The sequence below is a fragment of the Commensalibacter nepenthis genome, from assembly GCF_029953305.1.
Classification (GTDB): Bacteria; Pseudomonadota; Alphaproteobacteria; order Acetobacterales; family Acetobacteraceae; genus Commensalibacter; species Commensalibacter nepenthis.
Window position 1 is genome coordinate 1368542 of record NZ_JASBAN010000001.1, and the last position, 24626, is coordinate 1393167.

Below are 24626 nucleotides of genomic sequence, written 5' to 3' on the forward strand. Positions count from 1 at the left end.
AATCTGGTCGTTTTGGTGGAGGAAGAGTAAAAGAATTTTCTTTTTCCACTGGAAAAAAGAGTTTATATGAGTAAAAGATTTTATTTAAGTGTTTGTTCTAGATAATTGTATGTTGAGCTGGAGTAGGAATGAAGGCAGTTAATCCAATCCTTATGGGCGGTAAAGAAATTTTGCCACTGATTGAAGGGGGCAAAGGGGTTGCAGTATCTACAGGGGTCTCTGCTGGATATTGGTCTGCTGCTGGTGGTGTTGGTACTATTTCAGTTGTAAACGCAGATAGTTATGATGATAAGGGAAATATCATTCCTCAAATTTATCATGCTAAAACGCGTCGTGAACGCCACGAAGAACTCATTAAATACGCAATTTCTGGCGGAATTAGTCAAGCAAGAATTGCGCGAGAAATTGCAGGATCCAATGCGCCTATTCATGCAAATGTTATGTGGGAAATGGGCGGATGTGAAACGGTTATTTCTGCAGTTTTAGAGCAAACCAAAGGGACAATAACCGGCGTGACTTGTGGTGCAGGAATGCCGTTTAGATTGTCAGAGCTTGCTTCTAAAAATGGTGTATATTATTATCCAATTATCTCTTCTGGACGTGCTTTTAATGCGTTGTGGCGTCGTGCTTATAAAAAACATCCTGAATGGTTAGGTGGCGTCGTTTATGAAGATCCTTGGCGTGCGGGTGGTCATAATGGGTTGTCCAATAGTGAAAATCCATTGGAACCACAAGATCCGTTCCCTCGGGTGTTAGAGCTTCGCAAGGTCATGCGCCAATATGGGTTGGATAACACGCCGATTATTATGGCAGGCAGTGTTTGGTGGTTATCAGAGTGGGAAGACTGGCTTGATAATCCTGATTTAGGACCTATTGCCTTTCAATTTGGAACACGTCCTTTATTGACCAAAGAAAGCCCTATTCCACAAGCATGGAAAGATCGTTTAAGAACACTCAAAAAAGGGGATATCTACCTTAATCAGTTCTCACCCACTGGTTTCTATTCGTCTGCGGTTAAAAATAGCTTTTTGTTAGATTTAAAAGCACGTTCAGAGCGTCAGGTTTCTTTTGCAAAAGAACCTGAGGGGGAGCTGATTTTGCCTTACGAATATGGTGCAAGAGGTCGCGTTATTTACGTAACCGCTCAGGATCGTGAACATATTGCTGGGTGGGAACAACAAGGGTTCACACAAATGTTGTTAACCCCTGATAATACTTATGTATTTGTTACGCCTGAACAAGCAAAGTTAATTCAAAAAGAGCAAGCGGATTGTATGGGTTGTTTGTCCATGTGTCGTTTTTCCAACTGGTCACAACATGGTCCAGAATTTACCACTGGAAATCGCCCAGATCCTCGATCCTTTTGTATTCAAAGAACATTGCAAGAGATTGCACATGCTTCTGGTGAACATGCAGAAGAGGTTGTAGATCATAATTTGATGTTTAGTGGCACTCAAGGGTGGCGTTTCAGTAATGATCCATTCTATGCTAATGGGTTTACCCCAACCGTCAAAGAGTTGGTGGATCGTATTTTAACGGGATATTAATTTATAAGAGCCCTCTGATTTTTCAGAGGGTTTTTTTATATTTAATTGTAGGAATTGACCACTTTTGCAATTTATTAAGTAAAATTAAGAAGTTATTGTACATTACAACTATAAATAATTACACATTTATAATTAATTTATTTTTTTAAATAATTTTAAAAGAAATTGTCCATAAACCATTTTGTTAGTTTATAGACAAAATAAAAAAGACTATTTTCTTAATGCACGATTACCAATATCATTGCGCCAAATGCCGTCTTTCCATTTGATTTTATGGACAGCTTGATAGGCGATTTTTTGTGCTTGGGTGAGGTCATCGTGTAATACAGATACGCAAAGCACACGTCCTCCTGCAGCACAGATTTCGTTGTTACTATTGAGGGATGTGCCTGCATGGAATACTTTAACATTTGGTAAAGATTCAGCATCTTCGATCTTTGAAATCACACCACCTGTTGTGGGAGTTCCAGGATAGCCTTTGGCAGCCATGATGATGCAAATCCCAGCTTGGTCTGAGAATTTGATTTCGGATTGAGAGAGTTTTCCTTGGCTGAGATTAAATAAGATTTCCAATAAATCAGATTCTAAACGCGGTAAAAGCACTTCGGCTTCTGGATCTCCAAAACGCGTATTATACTCAATCAAAGCAGGACCTTTAGAGGTTAACATCAATCCAGCAAAGATCACGCCACGGAATGGTGTTCCTCTTTTGTTCATTTCTTTGAGCATTGGGCGAACGGCTAAATCTAAAGCATGTTCTTGAGCCACTTTGTCAAAGAAAGGAGGAGGTGACACTGCACCCATTCCGCCTGTATTAGGACCCGTGTCCCCATCGCCAATACGTTTATGATCTTGCGCGGCGCCGATAAGCACAGCATTTTCACCATCACAGAAAGCAAATAAAGAAACTTCTTCACCCGTGAGGAATTCTTCAATCACGACTTTATGTCCAGCCTGTCCAAACGCCGAGCCTGCTAACATATCTTGAATGGTTTGTTTTGCTTCTGTGAAATTAGCAGCAATAATCACACCTTTACCCGCAGCCAACCCATCAGCTTTAATCACAATAGGAAAAGATTGCGTTTGAAGATACTCAATTGCAGGGGCAAGTTCTGTAAATTCTTGCCATTGAGCGGTTGGAATTTTGGCAGCATCACAGACGATTTTGGTAAAGCTTTTGCTTCCTTCAAGTTGTGCAGCTTCTTGTGTTGGACCAGCACAAGGGATTCCAACGGCATTACATGCATTGGTAAGCCCTTTGACCAAAGGCAGTTCAGGACCAGGGATCACAAGATCAATATGATTTTCTTGTGCAAATTTTACAAGATCGGTGATATTATCAACGTTGATATCAATATTTTTACCATATTGAGCAGTGCCTGGGTTTCCTGGTGCGATAAATAGCTCGGTAAGTTTAGGGGAACGGGCGATAGCCATAGCAATGGCGTGTTCTCTACCTCCTGAACCGACCAGTAAAACTCGCATTGTGATTTCCTTCCTTTTTTATTTTTTACTTGAGTAAGGTGTATCATATTTTATGTCTATGAATGACCAACTTTCTGATTTGATGACCGATAATATACCAGAATTTAGTGTTGGGGATATCTCTACAGCGATTAAACGGATTTTAGAAGGGAATTTTTCACGGGTAAAAGTGCGTGGAGAGATAACCGAGTTAAAGAAATATCCATCAGGTCATATTTATTTTTCTTTAAAAGATGAAGCAGGTAAGTTAACAGCGATTATTTGGCGCTTTATGGCGGCTAAATTAAAAATGCAGTTGGAAAATGGGATTGAAATCGTTGCGACAGGCAAGATTTCTTCTTATGGAGAGCGTTCGTCCTATCAGTTGATTGTCGATCATGTTGATTATGCAGGCGAAGGGGCAATGCTTGCTCGAATCGAGATGCTGCGTAAGAGGTTGGAAGAAGAAGGGCTTTTTGCTCAGGAAAGGAAAAAGTTAATTCCTTTGTTGCCTCAAACGATTGGGGTCATTACTTCACCCAAAGGGGCGGTGCTGCATGATATTAAGACAACCATTGCGCGTCGTTTTCCACGGGACATCATCATTTGGCCTGTGGCAGTGCAAGGGGATGGCGCTGTAGAACAAATAGCTCAAGCGATTGAAGGGTTTAATCAATTATCGTCTGAGACAAAAGTACCGCGTCCTGATATTCTGATTGTGGCAAGAGGTGGTGGGTCACTAGAAGACCTCATGGCTTTTAATGATGAGCGTGTGGTAAGAGCTGCTGCCAATTCTCAAATCCCATTAATTTCTGCGGTGGGACATGAAACAGACACGACTTTGATTGATTTTGCTTCGGATCGTAGAGCCCCAACGCCAACGGCTGCGGCTGAGATGGCAGTCCCGTCCAAGGTGGAAATGATTGCAGGGTTAATGCAATATACTACACGGCTTAGCAAAGCATTCATTCATACCAATCAAGCCTATCGATTACGACTAGATAGAGCTATTTCTAAATTACCTGATATTCCGACTTTATTGGCACAAAGCCGTATGCGGCTCGATGATCGCTCTTATCGATTGGATTTAGCGTTGCCATCCTTGGTGATGAAAAGACGACATCAGCTTGCTGGGATTAAGCCTGTCGATCAATATGTATATAGTTTGTTAAATCGATTGAAATCCACAGTGCAAATGCATCAAGTGCAAATGGCTTCTTTATGGCGACATTATGGACAGCAGCAAAAAGCTGCGTTACCGATCTTGCCATTATCGTTGTTAAAATCAACCTATAGAGAAAAGAAAATACAGCTGGACTCGCTTAGTTCTCGTTTGGAATCGTTATCACCCCAAGCAATTTTATCACGTGGATATGTATTTGTTAAAGATAAACAGGGTCACACGATTACTCAAGCCAAAGGATTACGTGCTGGTGCAGAGTTAAGCCTGACCTTTTATGATGGTGAACGGACTGTTCGAGTGGTAAAAGAACAAGATAAACGGCAAGAAACTTTGGATTTATAAAGAGTATAATGGTTAAAGATAAACAACATATCGAAAAATATTGGGAAATATTGACTCTCGATCAGATGGATGAAACACAGTGGGAAGCATTATGTGATCGTTGTGGTCGGTGTTGTCTGCATAAATTACGAGATGAAGATACGAATGAAATTGCTTATACCAATGTTGCTTGTCGATTATTAGATGCTCAGACAGGGCAATGTTCGGATTATTGTCGCAGGAAAATGCGAATTCCTGATTGTATCCACTTAACCCAAGAAATGATTGTTGAAATTGATTGGTTGCCGCCTACTTGTGCGTATCGTTTGATATCAGAAGGAAAAAACTTGCCAGAATGGCATTACTTACAGTCTGGCAGTTTTGATACCGTTCATCAAGCTGGGATTTCCGTTAAAGGGCGAGTTATCAATGAACGTGATGCAGGGGATTTAGAGGATTATATTGTGGAGTGGCCTCCACAAGAATCGTAGCTTTAAAATGATTATCAGTTTAAATAATGGTTTAATAATTGAAAAATTTAAAGTTTTTTCTGCTGATAAAAAAAAATTAGAATTTTGTCATTATTTATTTGACGTTTTCAATCTTCATGCTATTAATATCTCACAAACATCAAGAGGCGAGCTTGGCGGAATGGTAGACGCTCAAGACTTAAAATCTTGTGTCCAATTGGACGTGTGGGTTCAAGTCCCACAGTTCGCACCATTGATGTTTGTTTTAAATTATTTCCCCTTTAAAAACTGAAAATATAGCAAACGATTTAATCGTTTTGATTTGCTGTTTATTCCTACATATCAAGTTATATTTAATTCAGATAACGTAATATATCAAAGATTATCAATATAATGAATCACGATACAGAATTTAAAAAAGCCTTATATAAAATATAAGGCTTTCTTTATCAATAATCGCAGAAATATATTAAATATTTACACCAAAATTAGTGGCAACAGCACCCAGACCACCGCTATAGCCTTGACCGATGGCTTTGAATGACCATCCGCCATCTTTGCGATAGACTTCGGCAAAGATCATGGCGGTTTCCGTAGACGCATCTTCTGACAAATCAAAACGAACAATCTCAGTTTTAGATTCTGCATTCACAAGCCGAACAAAGGCATTGGAAACCATACCAAAATTTTGCTTACGGGCTTCAAAATCATAAATGGTTACGACAATCGCAATTTTTTCAATTTCAGCAGGCACTTTGGAAAGGGTAATTCTGATTTGTTCATCATCCCCATCACCTTCGCCTGTTAAATTATCGCCTTGATGTTCGACGGCACCATTAGCAACTTTGAGTTGACCATAAAAGCAAAAATCTGAATCATTACGAACACGACCGTTTTTGTCTAATAAAAATGCAGAAGCATCCAAATCAAATGCTTTGCCATCAGTCGTTCTGGTATCCCACCCTAAACCAACCAATGCAAACTCAAGAGAAGCATCAGTTTTTGTTAAGCTGATATTTCCACCTTTTTGTAATGAAATAGCCATGTATCTGTCCTTTCGTAAAATATAATAGATTATAGTTTAGCAATTATGTTTTATTTATGGTTTTATTTCACTAAATACTAAACATTAACACCATAGTTACGTGCCAAAGGCCCTAAACCACCATTATATCCTTGACCAACTGCTCTGAATGACCATCCGCCATCTTTGCGATAGATTTCAGCAAAGATCATCGCTGTTTCCGTAGAGGCATCTTCTGACAAATCAAAACGAACGATCTCAGCCCCTGATTTATCATTCACAAGACGAACATAAGCATTGGAAATCATACCAAAATTTTGTTTACGTTCTTGAAATTCATGAATGGTGACAACGATTGCAACTTTTTCAATATCAGCAGGTAATTTGGAAAGCATGATCTTGATTTGTTCATCATCCCCATCGCCTTCACCTGTTAAATTATCACCTTGATGTTCGACGGCACCATTAGCAATGTTCTTTTGATTGTAAAAACAAAAATCATCATCGCTACGAACGCGACCATTGGCTGTTAATAAAAAGGCAGAAGCATCCAAATCAAAGGCTGTGCCGTCTGAAACGCGTGCATCCCAACCAAGTCCAATTAGAGCAAGGTCAAGTGTAGCATCTGTTTTTGTAAGGCTTAAGTTAGCACCTTTTTGTAATGTAATAGCCATAACATAAATCTCCTTGAATAATATAAAGTCAATTTAATCTTGTGATGTTTGCTCTGGATTTTTTTTATTCCACCGTATTGAGGAATACAAAGCCAATAGGATAAAGGCTGCACCAATTAATCCAGTCACGACTTCTGGGACTTCTTTACATACACTAACGAACATTAGTCCTGAGAGTGCAAGAATTGCCCAAAACGCACCATGTTCAAGAAAACGATAACTGGAAAGCGTATCTAATTCAACCAACATCACGGTGAGGGAACGGACAAACATCGCGCCAATTCCTAAACCTAGAGCAATAACGAATAAATTGGTTGATAATGCAAATGCACCGATAACCCCGTCAAAGCTGAATGAAGCATCCAATACTTCAAGATATAGAAAAGCGCCTAATCCAGCTTTTGCAACGGTTGTTGAGGCATCTTCTGCATCCAGTAATGTTCCAATTGCTTCAACGGCAATAAAGGTAATAATTCCAAAAATACCTGCAATGATAAAGGTCAAGGCTTCTGCCGTTGGTAAGAATTTTGAAATACCAAAGAGAGCCAACAAGACAATAACAATTTCGATTGCTTCTAGCTTAGAGAATTTGGTCAGTTGTGTTTCTATGAGAGAAATCCAATGCACGTCCTTTTCTGTATCGAAGAAGAATTTCAATCCAACCAAAGCTAGGAATGAACCACCAAATCCCATAATACCAACATGAGCACCAGACAGAATTTGTGCATATTGGTCTGGATGTTTAATGGCAAGATCTAATGCTGAAATAGGACCTAGATGGGCGGCAATACCAACAATTAATAAAGGGAAAATCAGCCGCATGCCAAAAACGGCAATTAAAATCCCCCATGTTAGAAAACGACGTTGCCATACTGGATCCATATCTTTCAGAACCGTGGCATTGACCACTGCATTATCAAAAGACAAAGAAACTTCTAAGATGCCTAAGATAGCACAAATAAAGACAGTTGATAAAGCCCCTGTGATTGTGCCCGTTGCATTGTAGCCAAGTACAGCACCCAAGCCAAGGCAAATAATTGTAAAGACAATAGAGCCTTTAAAATATTTCATAAATAATAATCCATTACTAGATATTGATTGAATATATTAATTTTTGCGAGCAGAAACCCATCTCAGAAAAATATTAACGCTTTTGGCAAATTCTTCGTGGTCTCTAAAATATTCAACTAATCGACTTACCTTCATTTGACCGTTATGGTTATCAATAACAGCAATGCCACACATGGTTTTATTGTTATTTCCTTGAGTCATCCTGACTTCCAGAGGCGGTTGCTCGGGAACGGTCAAGGTAACAACGCCATTTGTTTCATTCCAGTTTGGAACGCCATCGTAAATATAAGCAAAGATTGCTATTTTTTCGATTTCGTCAAAGAATTTTCCATTAATAAGGATCGTTTCCCCTGTGTTTACATCCCCTGTTCTGTCGTCCCCTAAAAGTTTGATATAGGGTTTACGGTCAAAGTGACCAAAACTTTTCCCCAGCGCTTGTACCACACTTTTTTCGCCATTTTTCAAGACATACAAACAACCCAGATCCAAGTCAACGGCTTTATTAGAGCTGATCTTACCAAAGAAACCGCGTCTGGCCGAAGAGCCTCTTGACCAGTTCAGGTTGATTTTAATCTCTCCAAATGTAGGGGCTGTTTTGGTTAGACTGATGGATTGTTTGGCTTCCAGAGTAATTTTATTCAGATTTAATCTCGGTGGTACAGGATTGGAAGTAGGAGAGGGCGAAGATGATGGCGGAGGCGGAGCAGCAATTTCACCACCAAAATGGGTAATTAAAGCTGCAAGCCCACCATTAAATCCTTGCCCAATCGTTCCTATACGCCAAGCATTTTGATGTCGATATAACGCGATCATCATTACTGCTTTTTCAGTGGTTAAATCTTCTTTGGCATTATAAGTGCCTGCTTGTTGACCAACAGTAACTTCTAGTTTTCTTGCTTTGCCGATGGCATGAATATCGTGCGTCGCTGTGAAAATAATGCGGTCAATTGTTGTGGGTAAACGATCAATATCAATTGTAAAAATTGCTTTGCCCTCGTGAAGAGTCAAAGCAATGGAATTATCTGGGCTTTGTCGATTGCTGAATAGGATTGTATAACGATCATCCTTAATTTTATGGTCTTTATCTAAACTAAATGCAGCAATATCTATATCGGTTGGATAATAGTCAATGGTAATAGACACAGAGCCATTAGGAATAAGATCTCTGATCGATAGTTTTTGACCACGAGAAAGGTGCATGATCGTTTTTTCCTTTCAAAGGTCAAAGTCAGCAGGGTTCTCGCCAAGTTCATTGATAATAGTTCTGACAGCTATTTTTTCATTTTCATCAAAATTACCATCAGAATTACCAATCATGATTGCTGCACGAATAATTAAACGCGCAATTTCGCTATTTCCATGATATTTGCTGATGATACGAAGAGCTTCTGCTTTTCCAATTTCAAAGTCAAAGTCAAAACGGTCTGCATGTTCAGTAAAAACTTTGATGGCATTATCTGCGCCATAAACGCTGATGAGTGGACTATTTTTAACCAACCCAACCATTTTACGTTTCTCTTCGGGATCGATGTGACCGTCTGCTGCAGCAATATAAGCACATGCAGCCATGACTGAATTTAAAATATCTTTATTTTTAAATTTTTTGAATTCTTCTGTTAAACCTGAAAGGCGGTTTTTTAAGTCGTCAAAAAATCCCATTATTATTCTCCTTAAACTAATTTTACTTTATAATAGTAAATAATATTCACTTTTAAAATGCAAATATATTATAATTTTCATATATTGCGTTTATTGCCGATGAGGTGCTAGATGAACGGGAATATCATATTGTTGGTATATATCCTCTAACCCATTTAAATAGGCTTCACCAATGGCACGAAACCGCCAAGTCATGTTGCGACGATACATGGAAAAAGCAATTATAGCTCTGCCATCAGAATATTCTTTTAAATCAAATAATTCATTATTGACTCGAACAAAAATATTCCCCACATTTTTAATGTTTACCCTCATCATTCCTGCTTTTTCAGCGTGAATAATCGTCAGCAACGTATGAACAGAGGACGGAATAGCAGTTGTATCGACAATGATTCTGAAACGATTCATTGCAAGTTTTGTAATCATTGTTCCTGTGACTGTATCGGTTGGCATCCAGTTTTTCAGGACATCACCAGTCGATTCAAGAGGGATAACCATAAGTTGAAGTGTATTTTCAGGGATGTTTTCAGGTTTTTCAATTTCTAAATCGATAATTTGTCGGCGGTTTAATAAATCAAATCGTTGTCCTCTGATTATCAATTTATTCCCCCTTTCTGGAAGTAATAGGTTTTGATAGTCGATAGTGCCAATAGATTAAAAGATCATTTATGGTCGAGTAAGACGACGTAATACAATGATATTTTATTTATTTTTTTTTTCATACTTTGGTTATAGTAATAATATAAATTGAAAGAGATTAAAATGGAAGATTACTTTTTGTTAAGAAACCTAACCCATGCGGTCATTACATGGGTAGTTGGGATTATTCTAACTTTTACTAATGTTGTTTACATAGCGATGCATATTTATGTTGCAGGCTATTCTTTGGTAATTCCTACAACCCTGATGATTATAGGAATTATCTTGCTTGCTTGGTCAAGCTATCGTATTGCAGTGATGGGTCGTGAAAATGATTGATCGTTTGTAACAATTTATTGTTTTGTTGCCTTTGCCCAGATATTTTGCTGTTCCAAGGTCACAGGAAGTTCGGTTTTGGTAATATCGACCCCTTGCCATCCTGCACCCAAAGCGGTGAACAGATTAACTGCGTCTTGGAAGCGATCTAAAATTGCAACAGCCTCTGCATTTGTGGCTGTGGTTGCCGTTCTTTGTGCAGTCAGCACATCTAAATATCCAGTTAAGCCTGCTTTATAGAGTTTTTGTGCCCGTTCTAATGCTAGTTGGCTGCTGAGCTTTGATTTATGTAACAGCTCAACATGCTCGGCATCATCCCCCCAAGCGGCAATAATATCTTCTATTTCTTTTAAAGCATTTAAAATAGTTTGGCGATATTGTAAGCGGGCTGCTTCTGCATCTGCTTCTGCACCTTTGACTTGTGCGCTTAAACGACCGCCATGTAATCCAGGAATAGACATATTGATAAAGCTGCTGGAAATCAAGCTGGCAATATTTGCCATTTGGCTTGTGAAGGATGTGGTCGGCATTGCACTGAGATCAATGGTGAATTGAGGATATAGTTCAGCAACGGCAACACCAATATTTGCAGTAGCCATCGCGTATTGACGTTCTGCCATTCGGATGTCAGGACGATTTGCCAATGCAATAGAAGGAATAGAAGGAGGATAGGCTGGTAAATCAGGTTGTGGCTTTTCTTCTTTTAGTAATGCTTCAGTTGTACCTGGAATTTGACCAATAAGCACATCAATTGTATGGGTGATTTGCGTAATATTTGTTTTGATGGGTTCTCTGGCGGCACGTTGAGATTCTAATTCTGCTTGTGCTTGTGCGGTGCTGAGGGTTGTGCCGGTGCCTTCTAGATATTGTTTTTGCGTTAAATTAAAAATATATTGGGCAATAGCAACGTTTTCATCAGCAATCCTGAGTCGTAATTGCATATTACGCAAAGTCACATAGTTATTTGCTAATTGAGATAACATGGTAAGCAATACAAAGCGTCGTTCTTCAATAGAATATTTTACGGCTTCTTCCTGAGATTGAACCAAGCGTCTAATTTGACCAAAAGCATCAATTTGCCAGCTTAACGTGGCTCCATATCGTCTGATGGCAGCGTTATTCGCACTTCCATTTTGTGCAATGGTTTGCGATGTTGTATAAGACGTTGTTTGGTATCCATATCCTGCTGAACCATCCAGTTGAGGGTACCAATTCGATGCATTCTTATCTCTTAATGCTTGTGCGGACAGGATACGTTGTCCCGCGACTTTGAGGTCATAATTATTTTTAATGGCTTCATCAACCAAGTGATTTAACAGCGGATCATGAAATTGTTCCCACCAGCGTTTCATGTCGTTTGTAGCCTGTGCAATTTGTTCGGCTGTAGCAGGCTTTTTCCAAACTTTTTCTGTCCATTGATCGGGGATCTTCATATGATCTTTGTGGAAATCAGGCCCTACTGTACAGGCGGATAATCCGCATACTAGAACAATTGTTGTTGTATAACGAAGAAAATGTTTATACATAAAATTGTTCCTTATAGATGATTTTGAAGCCATGAAGCCAATAAACCTCTGCGTCCTTTGGTTTCTGGACCAATACTGACAGTTGCTGTCATACCAGCAGATAAATGAATGGTATCAGGAACATGGTCAATATGGATTCGTACCGGGATACGTTGGGCTAGTCTGACCCATGTAAAGATAGGATTAACATTTTGTAAGCCAAATGCATCCGCGTCCGCGTTAGCATCATTAATACCACGTGCGATACTGACCACATGTCCTGGTAATATTTGTTTATAACCCATCAATTTGATTCGTGCGACATCGCCTATATGAATACCCCACATTTTTGTTTCTTCGAAATATCCATAAACCCAAAAAGAATCGGCATCGATAACGGATAAATAAGATTGCCCAGTGGTGACATAATCCCCCACACGCAAGTTGAGGTTCGTTACATAACCATTAACGGGCGAGTATAAAATAGAGCGTTGCATATTCAATTTGGCTTCGTCCAACGTAGCTTTGGCACTGTCAACGCTAGCTTGAGCGGTTGCAACTTTGGTATTGAAATCTTCTTTTTCTTCCGTAGATACAATGCCTTCCAAGCCTTTTCGACGCATTGCATTACGGCGTTGTAGTGTCAAATTGGCTTCGGCATTTTCTAAACTCGCTTGGGCTTGTTGGATCGCAATTCTGAACCGTGCGGGGTCAATGATGAATAAAGGTTCACCTTTGCGAACATATTGGTTATCTTTGACGGGGATTTGCACCACAGTCCCAGAAACTTCGGGGGCAATTTTAACGACGTAAACACGAACTCTACCGTCGCGCGTCCAAGGCGCGATCATATAGGTATCCCATAATGTTACCCCCAGAATAATGGCAATGATAACAACAATGAGTGTTAAACTGATACGAATAATATTGCTAAGAGAAAACATGGTGCAGGATCAAAACTTATATGGAAATAAAGGGGTTATAGGTAAAGGATAAGTAAACATAAAACACAAAAATATAAGGCTACTTCAAACAAAGCAAGGTGCCAAAACATTTTTATTAGTCCTGTTCGCCATAAAATAGAACGTATAATCGTGGTAACGATCAAGGCAAGCAATGTATATACAACAAAGGGGGCAATAAAGATGCCAAAAAAATTAAATTCCGCGATCATTTCATTGTAACTAACAGGGTATTGTTATCAGTTTTAAGAGTGTAAATAGACAGGGGAAATAGAACAAATCTATTTATGCTAAATACGATAAAAAAGTAAAACAAGTGTATATTAAAAGAAAATATATACAATAATTTATATATTATTTTCATCTTTTTCAGTAAAGACAAAAACAAGCATCGTTTTATTGTGTGTAAAAGACCAAAAAGAAGCATCATAGAATCATTTTAATATATCTATTTTTATGATTTCCGGTAACAGATATATATTCCGTTTTTAAAATATAGTTAATGCGAATAAGTCTTTGTGAGATTACAGTCAAGAAGTTTTCAGTATTTTATCGATATTTTGTTTATTGTTTTGTCAAATGCAGCCATTCATCAAAAATATCATCCAAAGAAACAGTGGGTTGTTGAAAAGAGTTCGTTTCTTCTTTGACGATTGTTTCTTGCATTATTCGTTTCGGATCGGCTGATGGAAAAGAAAGAAAAGACGGATGTTGTAGCAAAGAGTTAATTAATTTGATTCGTTGTGTTGGAATGGTCGCAGGGATACTATACACAATTGGATTTTCAATTGTGTTTTTAAATTGATATTGAAAGTGTGATGATGGGTATTGCTTTTGAAATGCGTTGATACTGAGAACAGAGCCACTGGTCATTAATACCTGATTTTTATGTAATAAAAAATTGGCTTCATTGGGCGTTGTCCACCAAACGATATAAGGTCGGAGCTGATTGAGTTTTTTAAAAGCGCGTAAAATACCCGAAGGAGTTGATAAAACGTCTGTAACTTCATCAAAAGGAACATCGTCAGCGAGTAACGCAATCGAAAATGCGCTGAAAGCATCTTTTTGTAATCCTCTTTTCCCTGGGTATTGCGTAATATTCCAGAAATCTTTCCAAGTAGGGTTAAAGTGTATTTTATCAGTATCCCACGCCAATGTAATATGATCTGTAATGGTTTGAAAATTACATTGTTTGTCATTTGATGACAGTAAATCATCAGGAAGCGCAATCAACAATCCAAGATCACATGCTTGTTCAGCTGTTTTTTCGTTTAATAATAAAATATCAACGGGGTTTTTGTTGAGCGATAATGCTTTTTGCAATGTGGCAAGATGACCATCCCACGTCATTACGTGATATTTTTGTGTATATTTTTCCAAATAAAATTGATAACCGTTAAGTATACCAAGATTTATTTTGTTTGCTTTAGTATGAGCAAAACATAAAGAAGGTAATAAAATGATTGAAAGAAAAAATAAGAGTTTAAATTTAGGAAAATACATATAAATTATTAAACATTGCATTAAAGTAACTTATTTTACTATAAATTGTTTAGTTTAAGATGTAAAATAGTTTGTATGACTAAAAACAACATAATTATTCTCTAAGTAAAATAATAGTTATTAAAAATTAAAAAAACATTTATTTTTTATGTATAAATTATTGTGTTTTAAATATATGATGTTTTATGTTGGAGAGTTGATATGTTGTAAAATGAGTAATTAACTATATCTGGAAACAATTTTATTAAGGAGAGCCAAAATGTTTTTTAGCAAAAAAGACAAGAAAAAAGCAGCAGAGCTTCAAAAAAGTGCCCAAGAAGAAATCGTATCTTTAAAAAAACAAGTCGAAGATTTGTTAAATGATCGTGTAACGCCTGCAATTGTGCAAGCAGCAGATAAAGCAGATAAGGTTGTTCATAATACAAAGGAAATAACCGATCATCAAATGAAACAGGTTTCTGATAAAGTACAATCTAAACCTTTAATTGCTATTGTTCTATCCATCGTCATTGGGTATTTATTAGGTAGAGTTATTCGTTAATTTTATCGTAATATAGAAAGTGATTTAAAAACTCATGAAGATTGCTGAGTATGGTAAGGCCGCAGTTGATGCTGAGGTTCTGCTTCTTAAGAAAAAGTCAATTAGAATTAGCAAACAAGTTGTTTTATGCTTGATTGGTGCTCTTTTTGGCTTGTTTACTTTGATTTCAATTCATGCTGTTTTGGCCGCGTTATGTTGGAATATCTTCCATACAGGCGTTTTAGGAACCGCGTTGATTATTTTGGTGTTTGATATTGTTTGCATGCTGTTGCTATTTTTGTGTGCATTTAAACAAAGAGTCAGCGAAGAAGAGATCGAAGCAAAAATCGTTCGTAATTATAACCTAAAAGAATTACGAAATTCATTAGCTGTTACTGCATTAATAGGTACGCTTAGTGGACCCTTGGGCGGCTATTTACGTGGTTTTTTTTGGCAGTTTATTAAAAAAATATTTAAAAGAAATTAATTGCTACAGACAACATTGGTGGTTGATTATGGTTTTGAAGTTAACCATCAATAATATTTTATTGCTATTCATATAATGTTATATTTTTTTTTGTTTTCAACTTATGATAGTTATATAATTTAGGAACTATCTGGAGTAGATATTATGCATGTTCTTCTTATGGGTGAAACGTTTTTTTCTGAACATGAGTTTTATCAGGAGTTGAAAGCGACAGGATTCTCAATCGATCGTGTTGGCTATGATCCGCAAATATTATCAGCATCTCAGTTTTACGACTACGATATGATTATCGTTGAATTAGATCAGCTAGATAAACAATTTTTCGCTACGATCAAATTATTAAGATCAATTAACGAGCAATTGCCCATTATTATCGTTTCTAAAAAAGACGACGTAGACATGAAAATACAAGCCTTTCAAGCAGGTATTGATGATTACGTTATGATCCCTTTTGCGATGCCTGAATTATTAGCTCGGTGTAAGGCTGTTTTGAGGCGATCCAATAAAGTAATTGCAGACCGTGTCATTCAAGTTGGGCAGTTGAAAATCAATTTGGAAACACGTGAGGTGTTTGTAAGTGGTAAACCAGTTAATCTTACGGGCAAAGAATATGCTATCTTAGAGATGTTGGTATTAAGACGAGACGTGTTAATTAGTAAAGTTACAATTTTAAATGCTCTATATGCCGGCAGTAGTGATGAGCCTGACATGAAAATTATTGATGTCTTTGTTTGTAAGCTAAGAAAAAAATTGCAAAAAGCTGGTGCTGGCGATCTAATTTCAACAATGTGGGGGCAAGGTTATATATTCCGTCAACCAAGCCCCGTTTCGACAGAGCACGAGCATGCAATGTAATCACAGCTAGGCTGTAAATTGCTCTGTTACGATTCTTTCTGACAATTCATGCCCTGGATTAAATAGAATTTCAGATTTGATCTTTTTATTTTCCTTTACAAAAACTTTGGTTACATCCCTAATCTCAGTAAAATCTGCTACTGCCGCGATTGGTCGTTTCTGTTCTTCGATGGTTAAGAATTGAATAGAGGTGCTAGAAGGCAAGAGAGCACCTTTCCACCTACGAGGACGAAACGGACAAATAGGCGTTAGTGGTAACAGCTCAGAGTTAAGCGGAACGATAGGACCGTGGGCGGATAAATTATAAGCTGTCGACCCTGCTGGGGTTGAAACAATAATACCATCACAGATAAGCTCTGATAACCTAATTTCATCATTTGTAATAATTTGAATTTTGGCGGCTTGTCTTGTTTGTCGATAAAGAAAAATATCATTAAATGCCAAAGCAGTGTGGGTTTTACCATCAGCCGTGTATGCAGTCATCGATAATGGATGGAGGTATGTCGGTTGTGCTTGGTGTAAAATAGCAGGTAGATCTCTTTCCAATGGTATTTTTGGATTTGTTAGGAAACCAACAGAGCCAAAATTAATACTGTAAATCGGAATATGATAGTTTAAATAATTGTGTAATGTCTCCAACATAAACCCGTCGCCGCCGATACAGATAATGACTTCGGCTTCATTGATGTCAGAATTTCCGTATTTATCAATAAGGCTCTTTTTATATTGGGTAGCTTTCGAGCTGGGTATAGAAACAAAATGTAATTTTTGTGGAGGATTCGTTGGTGGCCACATAATATTCCCAATAATTTAGAGTACACTTTAACATTTATATAAAAGCAGATTCACAAAACGATTCTGCGAGATATATTTATATAGAAGTTTTATATTACTTGATTTTAAAAATAATCATAGATGACTTAGACTAAATTAGTCCTTTTTTTGAAAAAACATCAAACAGATGGTATGATTTTTATTAAGTATTTTTTTTATTTAATGATTATTTTATTATTGAGTTCTATTATATAATTGTCATTATGTAATAAGTATATATGTGTATCATTTTAAATAAAAATACAATTTATATCGATTTTAATTTTTACTTTTTTTCGAGTCATTACATTAAATAATAGTATCTATACTTGAATTTTTTTTTTTATGCTGCTAGTTATTATTGCAATTGATATTTAGTTTTAATAAAAAATATTTTTTAGTAAATATTTTCATTTACAGAGTAATTATTTCATGACTACCAATCAAAAGTTTTTAAATTTAGATTCAAAAGATCAAAGTTCAGAAGCAGCTGGTATAGATCAAAGGGTAGGCAGCCGCATTCGTTTAAGAAGAAGGTTACTGGGATATTCTCAAGAAAAGCTTGCGTTGGCATTGGGGCTTTCTTTTCAACAAGTGCAAAAATATGAAAAAGGAAGTAACCGTGTCGGTGCATCTAGGCTGTTTGATATAGCAGAAATCTTACAAGTGCCTATTAATTTCTTTTTTGACGAACACTTAAATCCTTTTTACATAGAGGAAAATGCATCTTCGTCAAAGTCAAAATCCTCCTCTGCTGTGCAAGCTTGTGATGTTCATGTGGCGTTGGATGAAGATCATGTCGTAGGTAACTCTTTACCAACTGGAAATGATGACGCTTTTGATTTAATGACCAGCAAAGAAACAATGAATTTGTTAAAAGCTTATTATGCGATTCAAGAGCCAGAAGTCCGTCAAAGACTGTTACATTTAATTTGTGCGATGAGCGACAATAGCAAGTAAAGGCTAAGAGTTTTCTTATTCTCGATGTAAGATTTTGTCGGTGATGAAAGAGGATAGTTTTTTGTGTTGGAATTTTTTTCTTAGAATATCTTCATGATATTCATCTTGAACCCATTTTAAGAAATCACTTTGACCTTTTGTTTGTTGATAGTAGTCAATAAAAAATTGGTCAAGTATTCCTGTTTTGGCTTGTTTGAAATGTCCAAATTTCCAAGATAATTGCTCTATAGCCTTCTCTATTGTTTGATTTTCGAATAAAGCAATCAAAGTCGATACAAGTCCTGCACGATCAGCACCAGATTTGCAATGAATTAAAATAGGGAATGCGAGTGTTGGATAAAGTCGAGCAAGGTTTAAAATACGATCTTTATGAGGCGCACCACGACTTTCAAATGGTAAATCGAGTAAAGTAACCTCTAACTCTTTGGCTGTATGGCGAGAAAGGGCGTCAGAACCACAATCTCGTTTTCCACGTAAATTGATAATTGTTTTAATGTGATATTGTTGAACAATTTTTTGCAAGCGTCCAGGTGTAGGATGATTGCAACGATATACTTTGTTGGGAATAACAGTATGAAAATTTGTCCATACTAATCTAAATATGGAATGGTCTATAAACAAACTATCTATCCATGCCTTGTAACGGTCGGATGGACGAGAGAGTGATGGATCAAAAGATATTTTCTTGCTCATGATCCATCACTACATGATTTACATTTTACGTTCAACCTGTAAATGTTTTAGCTCAGCAATTGCTTTGGCAGGGTTTAACCCTTTTGGACAAGTTTGTGTACAGTTCATAATTGTCCGACATGCATATAAACGCATAGAATCTTCAAGCTCATCCAATCGCTCACCAGCAAATTCATCGCGGCTATCAGAAACCCAGCGCATTGCAGCTAACAGAACCGCAGGACCTAAATACTTGTCTCCATTCCACCAATATGATGGGCAAGAAGTGGAACAGCAAAAACAAAGAATACATTCATAAAGACCATCCATTTTTTTGCGCTCTTCGATACTTTGAAGGCGTTCTTTATCAGGTGGCGGTGGAGTATCAGATTTTAACCAAGGTTCTACCTCACGTAATTGCGCATAGGGTCCGCTGAGGTCAGGAATTAAATCTTTGACGACAGGCATATGAGGTAATGGATAAATGGGTACATCGGAATCAATATCTTTGATATATTTCAAACATGCGAGGGTATTATGTCCATCAATATTCATCGCACATGAACCACATACCCCTTCACGGCAAGAACGACGGAAAGAAAGGGTGGGGTCAATTTCATTTTTGATGTAGATTAACGCATCCAATACCATTGGGCCAATTTTATCTAGATCGATTTCATACGTGTCAGTAACAGGATTACGATCATCATCGGGACTCCAGCGATAGATTTTAAACCGTTTGACATTTTTTGCATCAGGAGCCGCATGAAATGTTTTTCCAACACCGATACGACTATTTTGGGGTAATCTAAATTCAACCATAATTTTTTACCTTTCTTTCTCTTAATATACCCGTTTTTTCGGTGGGAATGTTTGAATCTCATCTGTCAAAGTATTCATATGTACTGGACGATAATCCAAGGACACTTCACCTTTGTCATTAAGGAAAGAAACTGTGTGTTTTAACCAATCTTTATCATCGCGATCTGGATAATCATCATGTGCATGCGCACCACGGCTTTCTTTGCGTGCTTCAGCACTGACCATTGAAACGGTTGCATTGGCGAGAAGATTTTCGAATTCCAATGCTTCCATAAGATCTGTATTCCAGATCAAAGATTCATCCGCAACTGAAATATCAGCTAGTTCAGGCCATAGTTTTTCGATTTTTGTCACACCGTCTTTAAGGTTTTGATTATTACGGAAAACAGCGGCATGACGTTGCATGGTGCGTTGTAAGGAATCACGCATTTGTGCAACTCTGGTATTTCCTTTGGCGTATCTTAATTTGTCTAAACGAGCGATCGCATCTTCGCCAGCACCTGCGGGTAATGGGGCAATTGCGTCATGAGGTTTCAAGATTTCTTTGGCGCGTAATGCAGCAGCACGACCAAAAACGATCAAATCGAGTAAAGAGTTAGTTCCAAGACGGTTTGCACCATGAACAGAGACACAGGCTGCTTCACCCACAGCCATGAGGCCAGGAACCGTTGCATCAGGATTTTCTTTGGTTGGGCGAATGACTTCGGCATGAATATTAGTAGGAATACCACCCATATTATAATGCACGGTTGGTAAAACAGGAACGGGGTTTTTGGTTACATCAATACCAGCAAAGACCCTGGATGTTTCAACGATACTTGGTAAACGTTCATGCAAGATGTCTGCACCAAGATGTTCAAGGTGCAACATAATATGGTCTTTGTTTGGACCACAGCCACGTCCTTCGTTAATTTCAACAATCATCGCACGAGAGACAACATCACGAGAAGCAAGGTCTTTGGCATGAGGAGCATAACGTTCCATGAAACGTTCGCCTTCAGAGTTGGTTAGATATCCACCTTCACCACGGCACCCTTCGGTCAACAAACAGCCTGCTGGGAAAATACCTGTTGGATGGAATTGAATAAATTCCATGTCTTGGGTTGGAATACCAGCACGCATTGCCATTGCATTTCCGTCGCCAGTACAAGTATGGGCTGAAGTACAAGATTGAAAAGTTCGTCCATATCCACCTGTTGCTAATACAACGAGATTAGCACGGAAACGGTGCATTGTGCCATCGTCAAGGCACCAAGCCATCACCCCTTTACACGCGCCTTTGTCATCCATAATCAGATCAAGGGCAAAATATTCAATAAAGAATTCTACGTCATGCTTGAGGCTTTGTTGGTATAAAGTATGTAAAATGGCATGTCCTGTTCTGTCAGCAGCAGCACAAGCACGTTGAACGGGTTCTTTACCAAAATCGCTCATATGTCCACCAAAGGGACGTTGATAGATTTTTCCATCTTCGGTACGTGTAAAAGGGACACCCATATGTTCAAGTTCATAAACAGCAGGTACAGCTTCACGGCATAGATACTCAATCGCATCTTGGTCGCCTAACCAATCTGATCCTTTAATGGTATCATACATGTGCCATTGCCATTTATCTTCGGCCATATTGCCCAAAGATGCGGCAATACCGCCTTGGGCTGCGGTTGTATGGCTGCGTGTAGGAAAAACTTTGGTGATACAAGCTGTTTTTAAGCCAGCGGCACCCATACCCAATGTTGCACGAAGTCCAGAGCCACCAGCGCCAACAACAATAACATCATATGCATGATCGACAATGCGATAACTGCGTTGTGAAGGTAAGGTTATGGTATTCATTATTTAATATATCCTGTTTCTTTTATTTCTTGATTATTTTTTGGCTGGAGCAAGAGCAATTTTTAAAATGGAAATAACAGAGAGCAGCCCTAAAAAGAAAGTTCCGCCTTTAATGACTAAATCAAGGATTGTTTTGTTTTTACCACGAGCATAATCGCTGGTAATGACTTGTAATCCCATTTGCATATGGTGAAAGGTTAAAATCATCAAAGAGAGTAATAAGACGGTATTAACTGGTTTTCCAGCCCATTGTACGACATTTTTATGGTCTGCATCACCCAGTCTTAACATTTGAATAATAAACCAAATGGATAAAGGTGCGCTGCCGATTGCTGTTAACCGTTCGGCTTTCCAATGTTCAACAATGTGATGACCAGCACCTAATTGACGCATACGACCAAGGTTAGAACGTAAAATAGTAGGGCGATCTGAAGGGGTTGTCACTTGTAGTTTCTCCTAAAAACTTAATAATACATTACAAAAATATGAGTGATTATTCATTATATAATTGCGTATTTATTATTTTTTCTTTTTACCTAATTTCTTGCCTATAATAATCGTCCATAACCCAAGCGTTAAGGCAGAGATACTGACAATATCTATTTTACTATCTTGATTAATTTCTTCTTTTTCCAAACGCTTTGCGGTGCTGTCCCACACCAGATGACGTATTCCACGGATAAAGTGAAGAAAGAAAGAGGCTGAAAAACCAAATAAAACAAGCTGTCCAGGAAAGCTGCCTGTGACTTTTTGAACTTTTTTAAACGATTTTGGACCTTTTGCTGCGGATGCAAGCCAAGCAACCATGATCGCTGATCCAAAAGATAAAGCTGCCCCAGTAATACGATTTAAAATAGACAAGGACATCGAAGGGATAGGTTTATAAACTTGCAAATGCGGTGACATAGGTCGTTTTTTAAGAGAACCATCGCTCGTATGGCCGACATAAAAAGTTTCGCGTATATCCAACATAATTATTTCCTAATGTATCATTTTCGGCATAGTGCCAAGTAAATTACTTAGGTCTTAACCTATACCCCGTTATTCAATAGGTCTAGTCAATTTATTAGGAGAAAGTAGATATTTTAATTAAAAAACATATAGTTTTTTGTATATAATGCGTTTTGTATGGCTTGCTTATAATGATAAAAAATGCGTGAGTCTATAGTATGGTAAATAGACGAAAGAGATTTATGAGTAAGCGTATTAGAATTTTGAAATTTGAGGATAGATTAGGTAAAACAGAAATTATTAATAGTGCCTTTTGCTTTGATAGGAATAGTGTATAATTCCACTGACTTTGCATAAGCTGTGCCAGAGCGAATAATACAAGGATCCTTTACAATGACTTTATATCCAAATGGCAAAATATATTTTACAAGAGAAGATGACGATAACAACGTATCTATTCAAAGATGCCATTCAATTTCTTTCTTTTTATAACAAACCCACAATAATGTAGTGCAGAAAGAAAAGATAGACTTATATGAGCATGATGGAGGATGTCCAGAAATAAAATCTGTTTTCTTTGGAAATATACAAAATAAAAAAATATATTTTCGTTATGGTTGTTTGGGATTCTAAACATCTTAAGATTGGTATAGATGGCGATTCCTATCAAACATATGTTTATACCAAGAATCAGCAAGGAATATTGTCACTTGATAAAGTGATTTCAGATGATGACAATCTATCAAGTTTTGAGGGCGACAATAACTGTAAAAATGATATTAATCCCGATAGTGACGATGACGGTTATGTAAAATATAAGTATAAAACCACAGCAGATATAAAGAAATATTTAAAGCAAAAATATCATTAGATATACACAAAGAATATATTTTAATTATTTGGAAAAAAGAACATGGATTTTTATACAGGAAAACCTGATCGGGCTATCAAGCATTTTGGTATTATTCATTATACTTATGAGACGTCTCAGGCAGTTGGTTTGATGAAGGCAATTACAAATGCGTTTAGGTACGAGACCGATGTTAAGCAGCAATCGGATGAGGATGCGTTGTTAGCTATAGAAAATTTGGTTTTAGAAAGGAAACCCAATGCTAATGTGGTCTATGATATGAATGTATCCATGGTGCATATCCCTATACAAGGAAGCTATTGTATTATTACGAAAATATTCGCCAGTTACGGTGCTTATCAAGATGTATGGTAATTAATAAAAAAAAGCGAGAGATGTTCCCTCGCTTTATACTTTATATCTCGTTTGATGCCCAGAATTATTTCTGAGAAACCAGATTTTGTGCCACCATAGATTCTGCAATTTGTACCGTATTTAATGCAGCACCTTTGCGTAGATTGTCAGAAACGCACCACAAAGCCAAACCATTAGGAACCGTTGGATCAATGCGTAATCTGGAAACATAAGATGCATCTTCACCAGCAGCTTCGATTTGTGTGACATATCCTTCATCTTGGCGTTCATCATATAAAATGACACCTTCTGCATTACGCAGTGCTTTGCGCGCTTTTTCCAAATCAACAGGGCGTTCACATTCAATCGTGATGGCTTCACCATGCCCAATGAAAACAGGAACACGAACACAGGTTGCGATCACGGCAATATCTGGATCCAGAATTTTTTTGGTCTCAACCGTCATTTTCCATTCTTCTTTGGTAAATCCGTCATCCATGAATTTATCAATATGGGGAATACAGTTAAACGCAATTTGCTTGGTAAAGTTACCACGTGTAATGCTTTCCCCAATCAAAGAGGCTTTAGTTTGGGTAAAAAGTTCATCCATTCCTTTTTTACCAGCTCCACCAGTGGCTTGATAGGTTGAGACCACGATTCTTGTTATTTTAAAAAGTTCATGTAGTGGTTTTAACGCCACCACCATTTGAATGGTTGAACAATTAGGATTCGCAATAATATTGCGTTTTGCTTTTTTAAGGGCTTCGGGGTTTACTTCTGGCACGACTAATGGCACGTCGGGTTCCATACGGAAATAAGAGGTATTATCCACCACGATACATCCTGCTTCAGCAGCTTTTGGCGCATAAATTGCAGACACAGATGCCCCAGCAGAAGCCAATACAAAATCCCATCCGTTAAAGTCAAAGGTTTCAAGATTTTGAATTTTAAGAACTTTTTTATCACCAAAAGAAATTTCTTTGCCAGCAGAGCGAGGGGAAGCAAGCGCTGCAATATCTTTAATTGGAAAATTCCGTTCAGCAAGAATTTTTAAAATTTCTCTGCCAACAGCTCCTGTTGCGCCCATAACGGCTACGCGATAACCCATAGTTCTTTTATCCTTAGATTAGGTTCATAAATCTTAGAGGTTA

The 24626-nt window shown here is 37.7% G+C and carries 28 protein-coding genes and 1 tRNA gene; 11 read left to right on the forward strand and 18 right to left on the reverse strand.

Annotation, left to right across the window (positions count from 1 at the left end; genetic code table 11):
• Nucleotides 1-128: 128 nt before the first annotated feature.
• The gene (locus QJV33_RS06295; RefSeq protein WP_281462522.1) at nt 129-1547 is read left to right on the forward strand and encodes an NAD(P)H-dependent flavin oxidoreductase; all 1419 of its coding nucleotides are present in this window, start codon (nt 129-131) and stop codon (nt 1545-1547) included.
• A 210-nt stretch (nt 1548-1757) separates the two neighbouring features.
• Here the strand turns inward: QJV33_RS06295 and purD are convergent, their stop codons facing one another.
• Nucleotides 1758-3032, reverse strand: coding sequence for a phosphoribosylamine--glycine ligase (gene purD / locus QJV33_RS06300; RefSeq protein ID WP_281462523.1), 1275 nt, complete (start codon nt 3030-3032; stop codon nt 1758-1760).
• Between the two features lie 58 nt (nt 3033-3090).
• On the opposite strand from purD, the gene xseA reads away from it, so the two are divergent.
• The 3 genes from xseA (at nt 3091) to QJV33_RS06315 (ending at nt 5238) form a co-directional block, all read left to right on the forward strand.
• Nucleotides 3091-4536, forward strand: a complete 1446-nt coding sequence (gene xseA / locus QJV33_RS06305) for an exodeoxyribonuclease VII large subunit (RefSeq protein ID WP_408869669.1) — start codon at nt 3091-3093, stop codon at nt 4534-4536.
• A gap of 8 nt (nt 4537-4544) precedes the next feature.
• Nucleotides 4545-5006 (forward strand): YcgN family cysteine cluster protein, encoded by a 462-nt coding sequence (locus QJV33_RS06310; RefSeq protein ID WP_281462525.1) that lies wholly within the window; start codon nt 4545-4547, stop codon nt 5004-5006.
• Between the two features lie 146 nt (nt 5007-5152).
• Nucleotides 5153-5238: transfer RNA gene (locus QJV33_RS06315), tRNA-Leu, on the forward strand.
• Nucleotides 5239-5454: 216 nt separating this feature from the next.
• On the opposite strand, the gene QJV33_RS06320 is transcribed toward QJV33_RS06315, so the two are convergent.
• The 6 genes from QJV33_RS06320 to QJV33_RS06345 form a co-directional block, all read right to left on the reverse strand.
• Complete coding sequence (locus QJV33_RS06320) at nt 5455-6030, reverse strand: TerD family protein (RefSeq protein WP_281462526.1); 576 nt, start codon at nt 6028-6030, stop codon at nt 5455-5457.
• A 77-nt stretch (nt 6031-6107) separates the two neighbouring features.
• Nucleotides 6108-6683 (reverse strand): TerD family protein, encoded by a 576-nt coding sequence (locus QJV33_RS06325; protein ID WP_281462527.1) that lies wholly within the window; start codon nt 6681-6683, stop codon nt 6108-6110.
• Nucleotides 6684-6716: 33 nt separating this feature from the next.
• Nucleotides 6717-7754, reverse strand: coding sequence for a DUF475 domain-containing protein (locus QJV33_RS06330; RefSeq protein WP_281462528.1), 1038 nt, complete (start codon nt 7752-7754; stop codon nt 6717-6719).
• Nucleotides 7755-7790: 36 nt separating this feature from the next.
• Nucleotides 7791-8954 (reverse strand): TerD family protein, encoded by a 1164-nt coding sequence (locus QJV33_RS06335; protein ID WP_281462529.1) that lies wholly within the window; start codon nt 8952-8954, stop codon nt 7791-7793.
• Nucleotides 8955-8969: 15 nt separating this feature from the next.
• Nucleotides 8970-9413 carry a tellurite resistance TerB family protein gene (locus tag QJV33_RS06340; RefSeq protein ID WP_281462530.1) on the reverse strand — a complete coding sequence of 148 codons (444 nt, stop codon included), beginning with the start codon at nt 9411-9413 and terminating at the stop codon, nt 8970-8972.
• A gap of 90 nt (nt 9414-9503) precedes the next feature.
• Complete coding sequence (locus tag QJV33_RS06345) at nt 9504-10013, reverse strand: TerD family protein (RefSeq protein WP_281462531.1); 510 nt, start codon at nt 10011-10013, stop codon at nt 9504-9506.
• Nucleotides 10014-10175: 162 nt separating this feature from the next.
• Here QJV33_RS06345 and QJV33_RS06350 point away from each other — a divergent pair, with 162 nt between their 5' ends.
• Nucleotides 10176-10391, forward strand: coding sequence for a hypothetical protein (locus QJV33_RS06350; RefSeq protein WP_281462532.1), 216 nt, complete (start codon nt 10176-10178; stop codon nt 10389-10391).
• A 14-nt stretch (nt 10392-10405) separates the two neighbouring features.
• On the opposite strand, the gene QJV33_RS06355 is transcribed toward QJV33_RS06350, so the two are convergent.
• From QJV33_RS06355 to QJV33_RS06370, 4 genes are all read right to left on the reverse strand, one after another.
• Nucleotides 10406-11914 (reverse strand): efflux transporter outer membrane subunit, encoded by a 1509-nt coding sequence (locus QJV33_RS06355; protein ID WP_281462533.1) that lies wholly within the window; start codon nt 11912-11914, stop codon nt 10406-10408.
• An 11-nt stretch (nt 11915-11925) separates the two neighbouring features.
• A complete protein-coding gene (locus QJV33_RS06360; RefSeq protein ID WP_281462534.1) occupies nt 11926-12837 on the reverse strand; it encodes an efflux RND transporter periplasmic adaptor subunit in 912 nt (303 codons plus the stop codon).
• A 35-nt stretch (nt 12838-12872) separates the two neighbouring features.
• A complete protein-coding gene (locus QJV33_RS06365) occupies nt 12873-13067 on the reverse strand; it encodes a DUF1656 domain-containing protein (RefSeq protein WP_271789617.1) in 195 nt (64 codons plus the stop codon).
• Between the two features lie 352 nt (nt 13068-13419).
• Nucleotides 13420-14235 (reverse strand): extracellular solute-binding protein, encoded by an 816-nt coding sequence (locus QJV33_RS06370; protein ID WP_281462535.1) that lies wholly within the window; start codon nt 14233-14235, stop codon nt 13420-13422.
• A 382-nt stretch (nt 14236-14617) separates the two neighbouring features.
• Between QJV33_RS06370 and QJV33_RS06375 the strand changes: the two genes are divergently transcribed.
• From QJV33_RS06375 to QJV33_RS06385, 3 genes are all read left to right on the forward strand, one after another.
• Nucleotides 14618-14899, forward strand: a complete 282-nt coding sequence (locus QJV33_RS06375; RefSeq protein ID WP_281462536.1) for a hypothetical protein — start codon at nt 14618-14620, stop codon at nt 14897-14899.
• A 34-nt stretch (nt 14900-14933) separates the two neighbouring features.
• The gene (locus QJV33_RS06380; RefSeq protein WP_281462537.1) at nt 14934-15365 is read left to right on the forward strand and encodes a hypothetical protein; all 432 of its coding nucleotides are present in this window, start codon (nt 14934-14936) and stop codon (nt 15363-15365) included.
• 144 nt (nt 15366-15509) lie between these two features.
• Nucleotides 15510-16220, forward strand: coding sequence for a response regulator transcription factor (locus QJV33_RS06385; RefSeq protein WP_281462538.1), 711 nt, complete (start codon nt 15510-15512; stop codon nt 16218-16220).
• Nucleotides 16221-16226: 6 nt separating this feature from the next.
• Here the strand turns inward: QJV33_RS06385 and QJV33_RS06390 are convergent, their stop codons facing one another.
• Nucleotides 16227-17015 (reverse strand): NAD kinase, encoded by a 789-nt coding sequence (locus tag QJV33_RS06390; protein ID WP_281462539.1) that lies wholly within the window; start codon nt 17013-17015, stop codon nt 16227-16229.
• A 450-nt stretch (nt 17016-17465) separates the two neighbouring features.
• On the opposite strand from QJV33_RS06390, the gene QJV33_RS06395 reads away from it, so the two are divergent.
• Nucleotides 17466-17993 (forward strand): helix-turn-helix domain-containing protein, encoded by a 528-nt coding sequence (locus QJV33_RS06395; protein ID WP_281462540.1) that lies wholly within the window; start codon nt 17466-17468, stop codon nt 17991-17993.
• A gap of 15 nt (nt 17994-18008) precedes the next feature.
• On the opposite strand, the gene QJV33_RS06400 is transcribed toward QJV33_RS06395, so the two are convergent.
• The 5 genes from QJV33_RS06400 to sdhC form a co-directional block, all read right to left on the reverse strand.
• Nucleotides 18009-18686, reverse strand: coding sequence for a tyrosine-protein phosphatase (locus QJV33_RS06400; protein ID WP_281462541.1), 678 nt, complete (start codon nt 18684-18686; stop codon nt 18009-18011).
• A gap of 18 nt (nt 18687-18704) precedes the next feature.
• Nucleotides 18705-19487 carry a succinate dehydrogenase iron-sulfur subunit gene (locus QJV33_RS06405; RefSeq protein WP_281462542.1) on the reverse strand — a complete coding sequence of 261 codons (783 nt, stop codon included), beginning with the start codon at nt 19485-19487 and terminating at the stop codon, nt 18705-18707.
• Nucleotides 19488-19508: 21 nt separating this feature from the next.
• Entirely contained in the window at nt 19509-21320 is a 1812-nt protein-coding gene (gene sdhA / locus QJV33_RS06410; RefSeq protein WP_281462543.1) for a succinate dehydrogenase flavoprotein subunit, read from the reverse strand.
• Between the two features lie 33 nt (nt 21321-21353).
• Nucleotides 21354-21764, reverse strand: a complete 411-nt coding sequence (gene sdhD / locus QJV33_RS06415) for a succinate dehydrogenase, hydrophobic membrane anchor protein (RefSeq protein WP_281462544.1) — start codon at nt 21762-21764, stop codon at nt 21354-21356.
• A gap of 75 nt (nt 21765-21839) precedes the next feature.
• Nucleotides 21840-22292, reverse strand: coding sequence for a succinate dehydrogenase, cytochrome b556 subunit (gene sdhC / locus QJV33_RS06420; RefSeq protein WP_281462545.1), 453 nt, complete (start codon nt 22290-22292; stop codon nt 21840-21842).
• Nucleotides 22293-22884: 592 nt separating this feature from the next.
• Between sdhC and QJV33_RS06425 the strand changes: the two genes are divergently transcribed.
• Both QJV33_RS06425 and QJV33_RS06430 read left to right on the forward strand, forming a co-directional pair.
• A complete protein-coding gene (locus tag QJV33_RS06425; RefSeq protein ID WP_281462546.1) occupies nt 22885-23142 on the forward strand; it encodes a hypothetical protein in 258 nt (85 codons plus the stop codon).
• A gap of 42 nt (nt 23143-23184) precedes the next feature.
• Nucleotides 23185-23496 carry a hypothetical protein gene (locus tag QJV33_RS06430; RefSeq protein ID WP_281462547.1) on the forward strand — a complete coding sequence of 104 codons (312 nt, stop codon included), beginning with the start codon at nt 23185-23187 and terminating at the stop codon, nt 23494-23496.
• 64 nt (nt 23497-23560) lie between these two features.
• On the opposite strand, the gene QJV33_RS06435 is transcribed toward QJV33_RS06430, so the two are convergent.
• A complete protein-coding gene (locus tag QJV33_RS06435; RefSeq protein ID WP_281462548.1) occupies nt 23561-24583 on the reverse strand; it encodes an aspartate-semialdehyde dehydrogenase in 1023 nt (340 codons plus the stop codon).
• Nucleotides 24584-24626: the final 43 nt, after the last annotated feature.

Coding starts and splice junctions, on each gene's coding strand:
- QJV33_RS06295 (WP_281462522.1), top strand. CDS start 129: ATGAAGGCAGTTAATCCAATCCTTATGGGCGGTAAAGAAATTTTGCCA.
- purD (WP_281462523.1), bottom strand. CDS start 3,032: ATGCGAGTTTTACTGGTCGGTTCAGGAGGTAGAGAACACGCCATTGCT.
- xseA (WP_408869669.1), top strand. CDS start 3,091: ATGAATGACCAACTTTCTGATTTGATGACCGATAATATACCAGAATTT.
- QJV33_RS06310 (WP_281462525.1), top strand. CDS start 4,545: ATGGTTAAAGATAAACAACATATCGAAAAATATTGGGAAATATTGACT.
- QJV33_RS06320 (WP_281462526.1), bottom strand. CDS start 6,030: ATGGCTATTTCATTACAAAAAGGTGGAAATATCAGCTTAACAAAAACT.
- QJV33_RS06325 (WP_281462527.1), bottom strand. CDS start 6,683: ATGGCTATTACATTACAAAAAGGTGCTAACTTAAGCCTTACAAAAACA.
- QJV33_RS06330 (WP_281462528.1), bottom strand. CDS start 7,754: ATGAAATATTTTAAAGGCTCTATTGTCTTTACAATTATTTGCCTTGGC.
- QJV33_RS06335 (WP_281462529.1), bottom strand. CDS start 8,954: ATGCACCTTTCTCGTGGTCAAAAACTATCGATCAGAGATCTTATTCCT.
- QJV33_RS06340 (WP_281462530.1), bottom strand. CDS start 9,413: ATGGGATTTTTTGACGACTTAAAAAACCGCCTTTCAGGTTTAACAGAA.
- QJV33_RS06350 (WP_281462532.1), top strand. CDS start 10,176: ATGGAAGATTACTTTTTGTTAAGAAACCTAACCCATGCGGTCATTACA.
- QJV33_RS06355 (WP_281462533.1), bottom strand. CDS start 11,914: ATGTATAAACATTTTCTTCGTTATACAACAACAATTGTTCTAGTATGC.
- QJV33_RS06360 (WP_281462534.1), bottom strand. CDS start 12,837: ATGTTTTCTCTTAGCAATATTATTCGTATCAGTTTAACACTCATTGTT.
- QJV33_RS06365 (WP_271789617.1), bottom strand. CDS start 13,067: ATGATCGCGGAATTTAATTTTTTTGGCATCTTTATTGCCCCCTTTGTT.
- QJV33_RS06375 (WP_281462536.1), top strand. CDS start 14,618: ATGTTTTTTAGCAAAAAAGACAAGAAAAAAGCAGCAGAGCTTCAAAAA.
- QJV33_RS06380 (WP_281462537.1), top strand. CDS start 14,934: ATGAAGATTGCTGAGTATGGTAAGGCCGCAGTTGATGCTGAGGTTCTG.
- QJV33_RS06385 (WP_281462538.1), top strand. CDS start 15,510: ATGCATGTTCTTCTTATGGGTGAAACGTTTTTTTCTGAACATGAGTTT.
- QJV33_RS06390 (WP_281462539.1), bottom strand. CDS start 17,015: ATGTGGCCACCAACGAATCCTCCACAAAAATTACATTTTGTTTCTATA.
- QJV33_RS06395 (WP_281462540.1), top strand. CDS start 17,466: ATGACTACCAATCAAAAGTTTTTAAATTTAGATTCAAAAGATCAAAGT.
- QJV33_RS06400 (WP_281462541.1), bottom strand. CDS start 18,686: ATGAGCAAGAAAATATCTTTTGATCCATCACTCTCTCGTCCATCCGAC.
- QJV33_RS06405 (WP_281462542.1), bottom strand. CDS start 19,487: ATGGTTGAATTTAGATTACCCCAAAATAGTCGTATCGGTGTTGGAAAA.
- sdhA (WP_281462543.1), bottom strand. CDS start 21,320: ATGAATACCATAACCTTACCTTCACAACGCAGTTATCGCATTGTCGAT.
- sdhC (WP_281462545.1), bottom strand. CDS start 22,292: ATGTTGGATATACGCGAAACTTTTTATGTCGGCCATACGAGCGATGGT.
- QJV33_RS06425 (WP_281462546.1), top strand. CDS start 22,885: ATGGTTGTTTGGGATTCTAAACATCTTAAGATTGGTATAGATGGCGAT.
- QJV33_RS06430 (WP_281462547.1), top strand. CDS start 23,185: ATGGATTTTTATACAGGAAAACCTGATCGGGCTATCAAGCATTTTGGT.
- QJV33_RS06435 (WP_281462548.1), bottom strand. CDS start 24,583: ATGGGTTATCGCGTAGCCGTTATGGGCGCAACAGGAGCTGTTGGCAGA.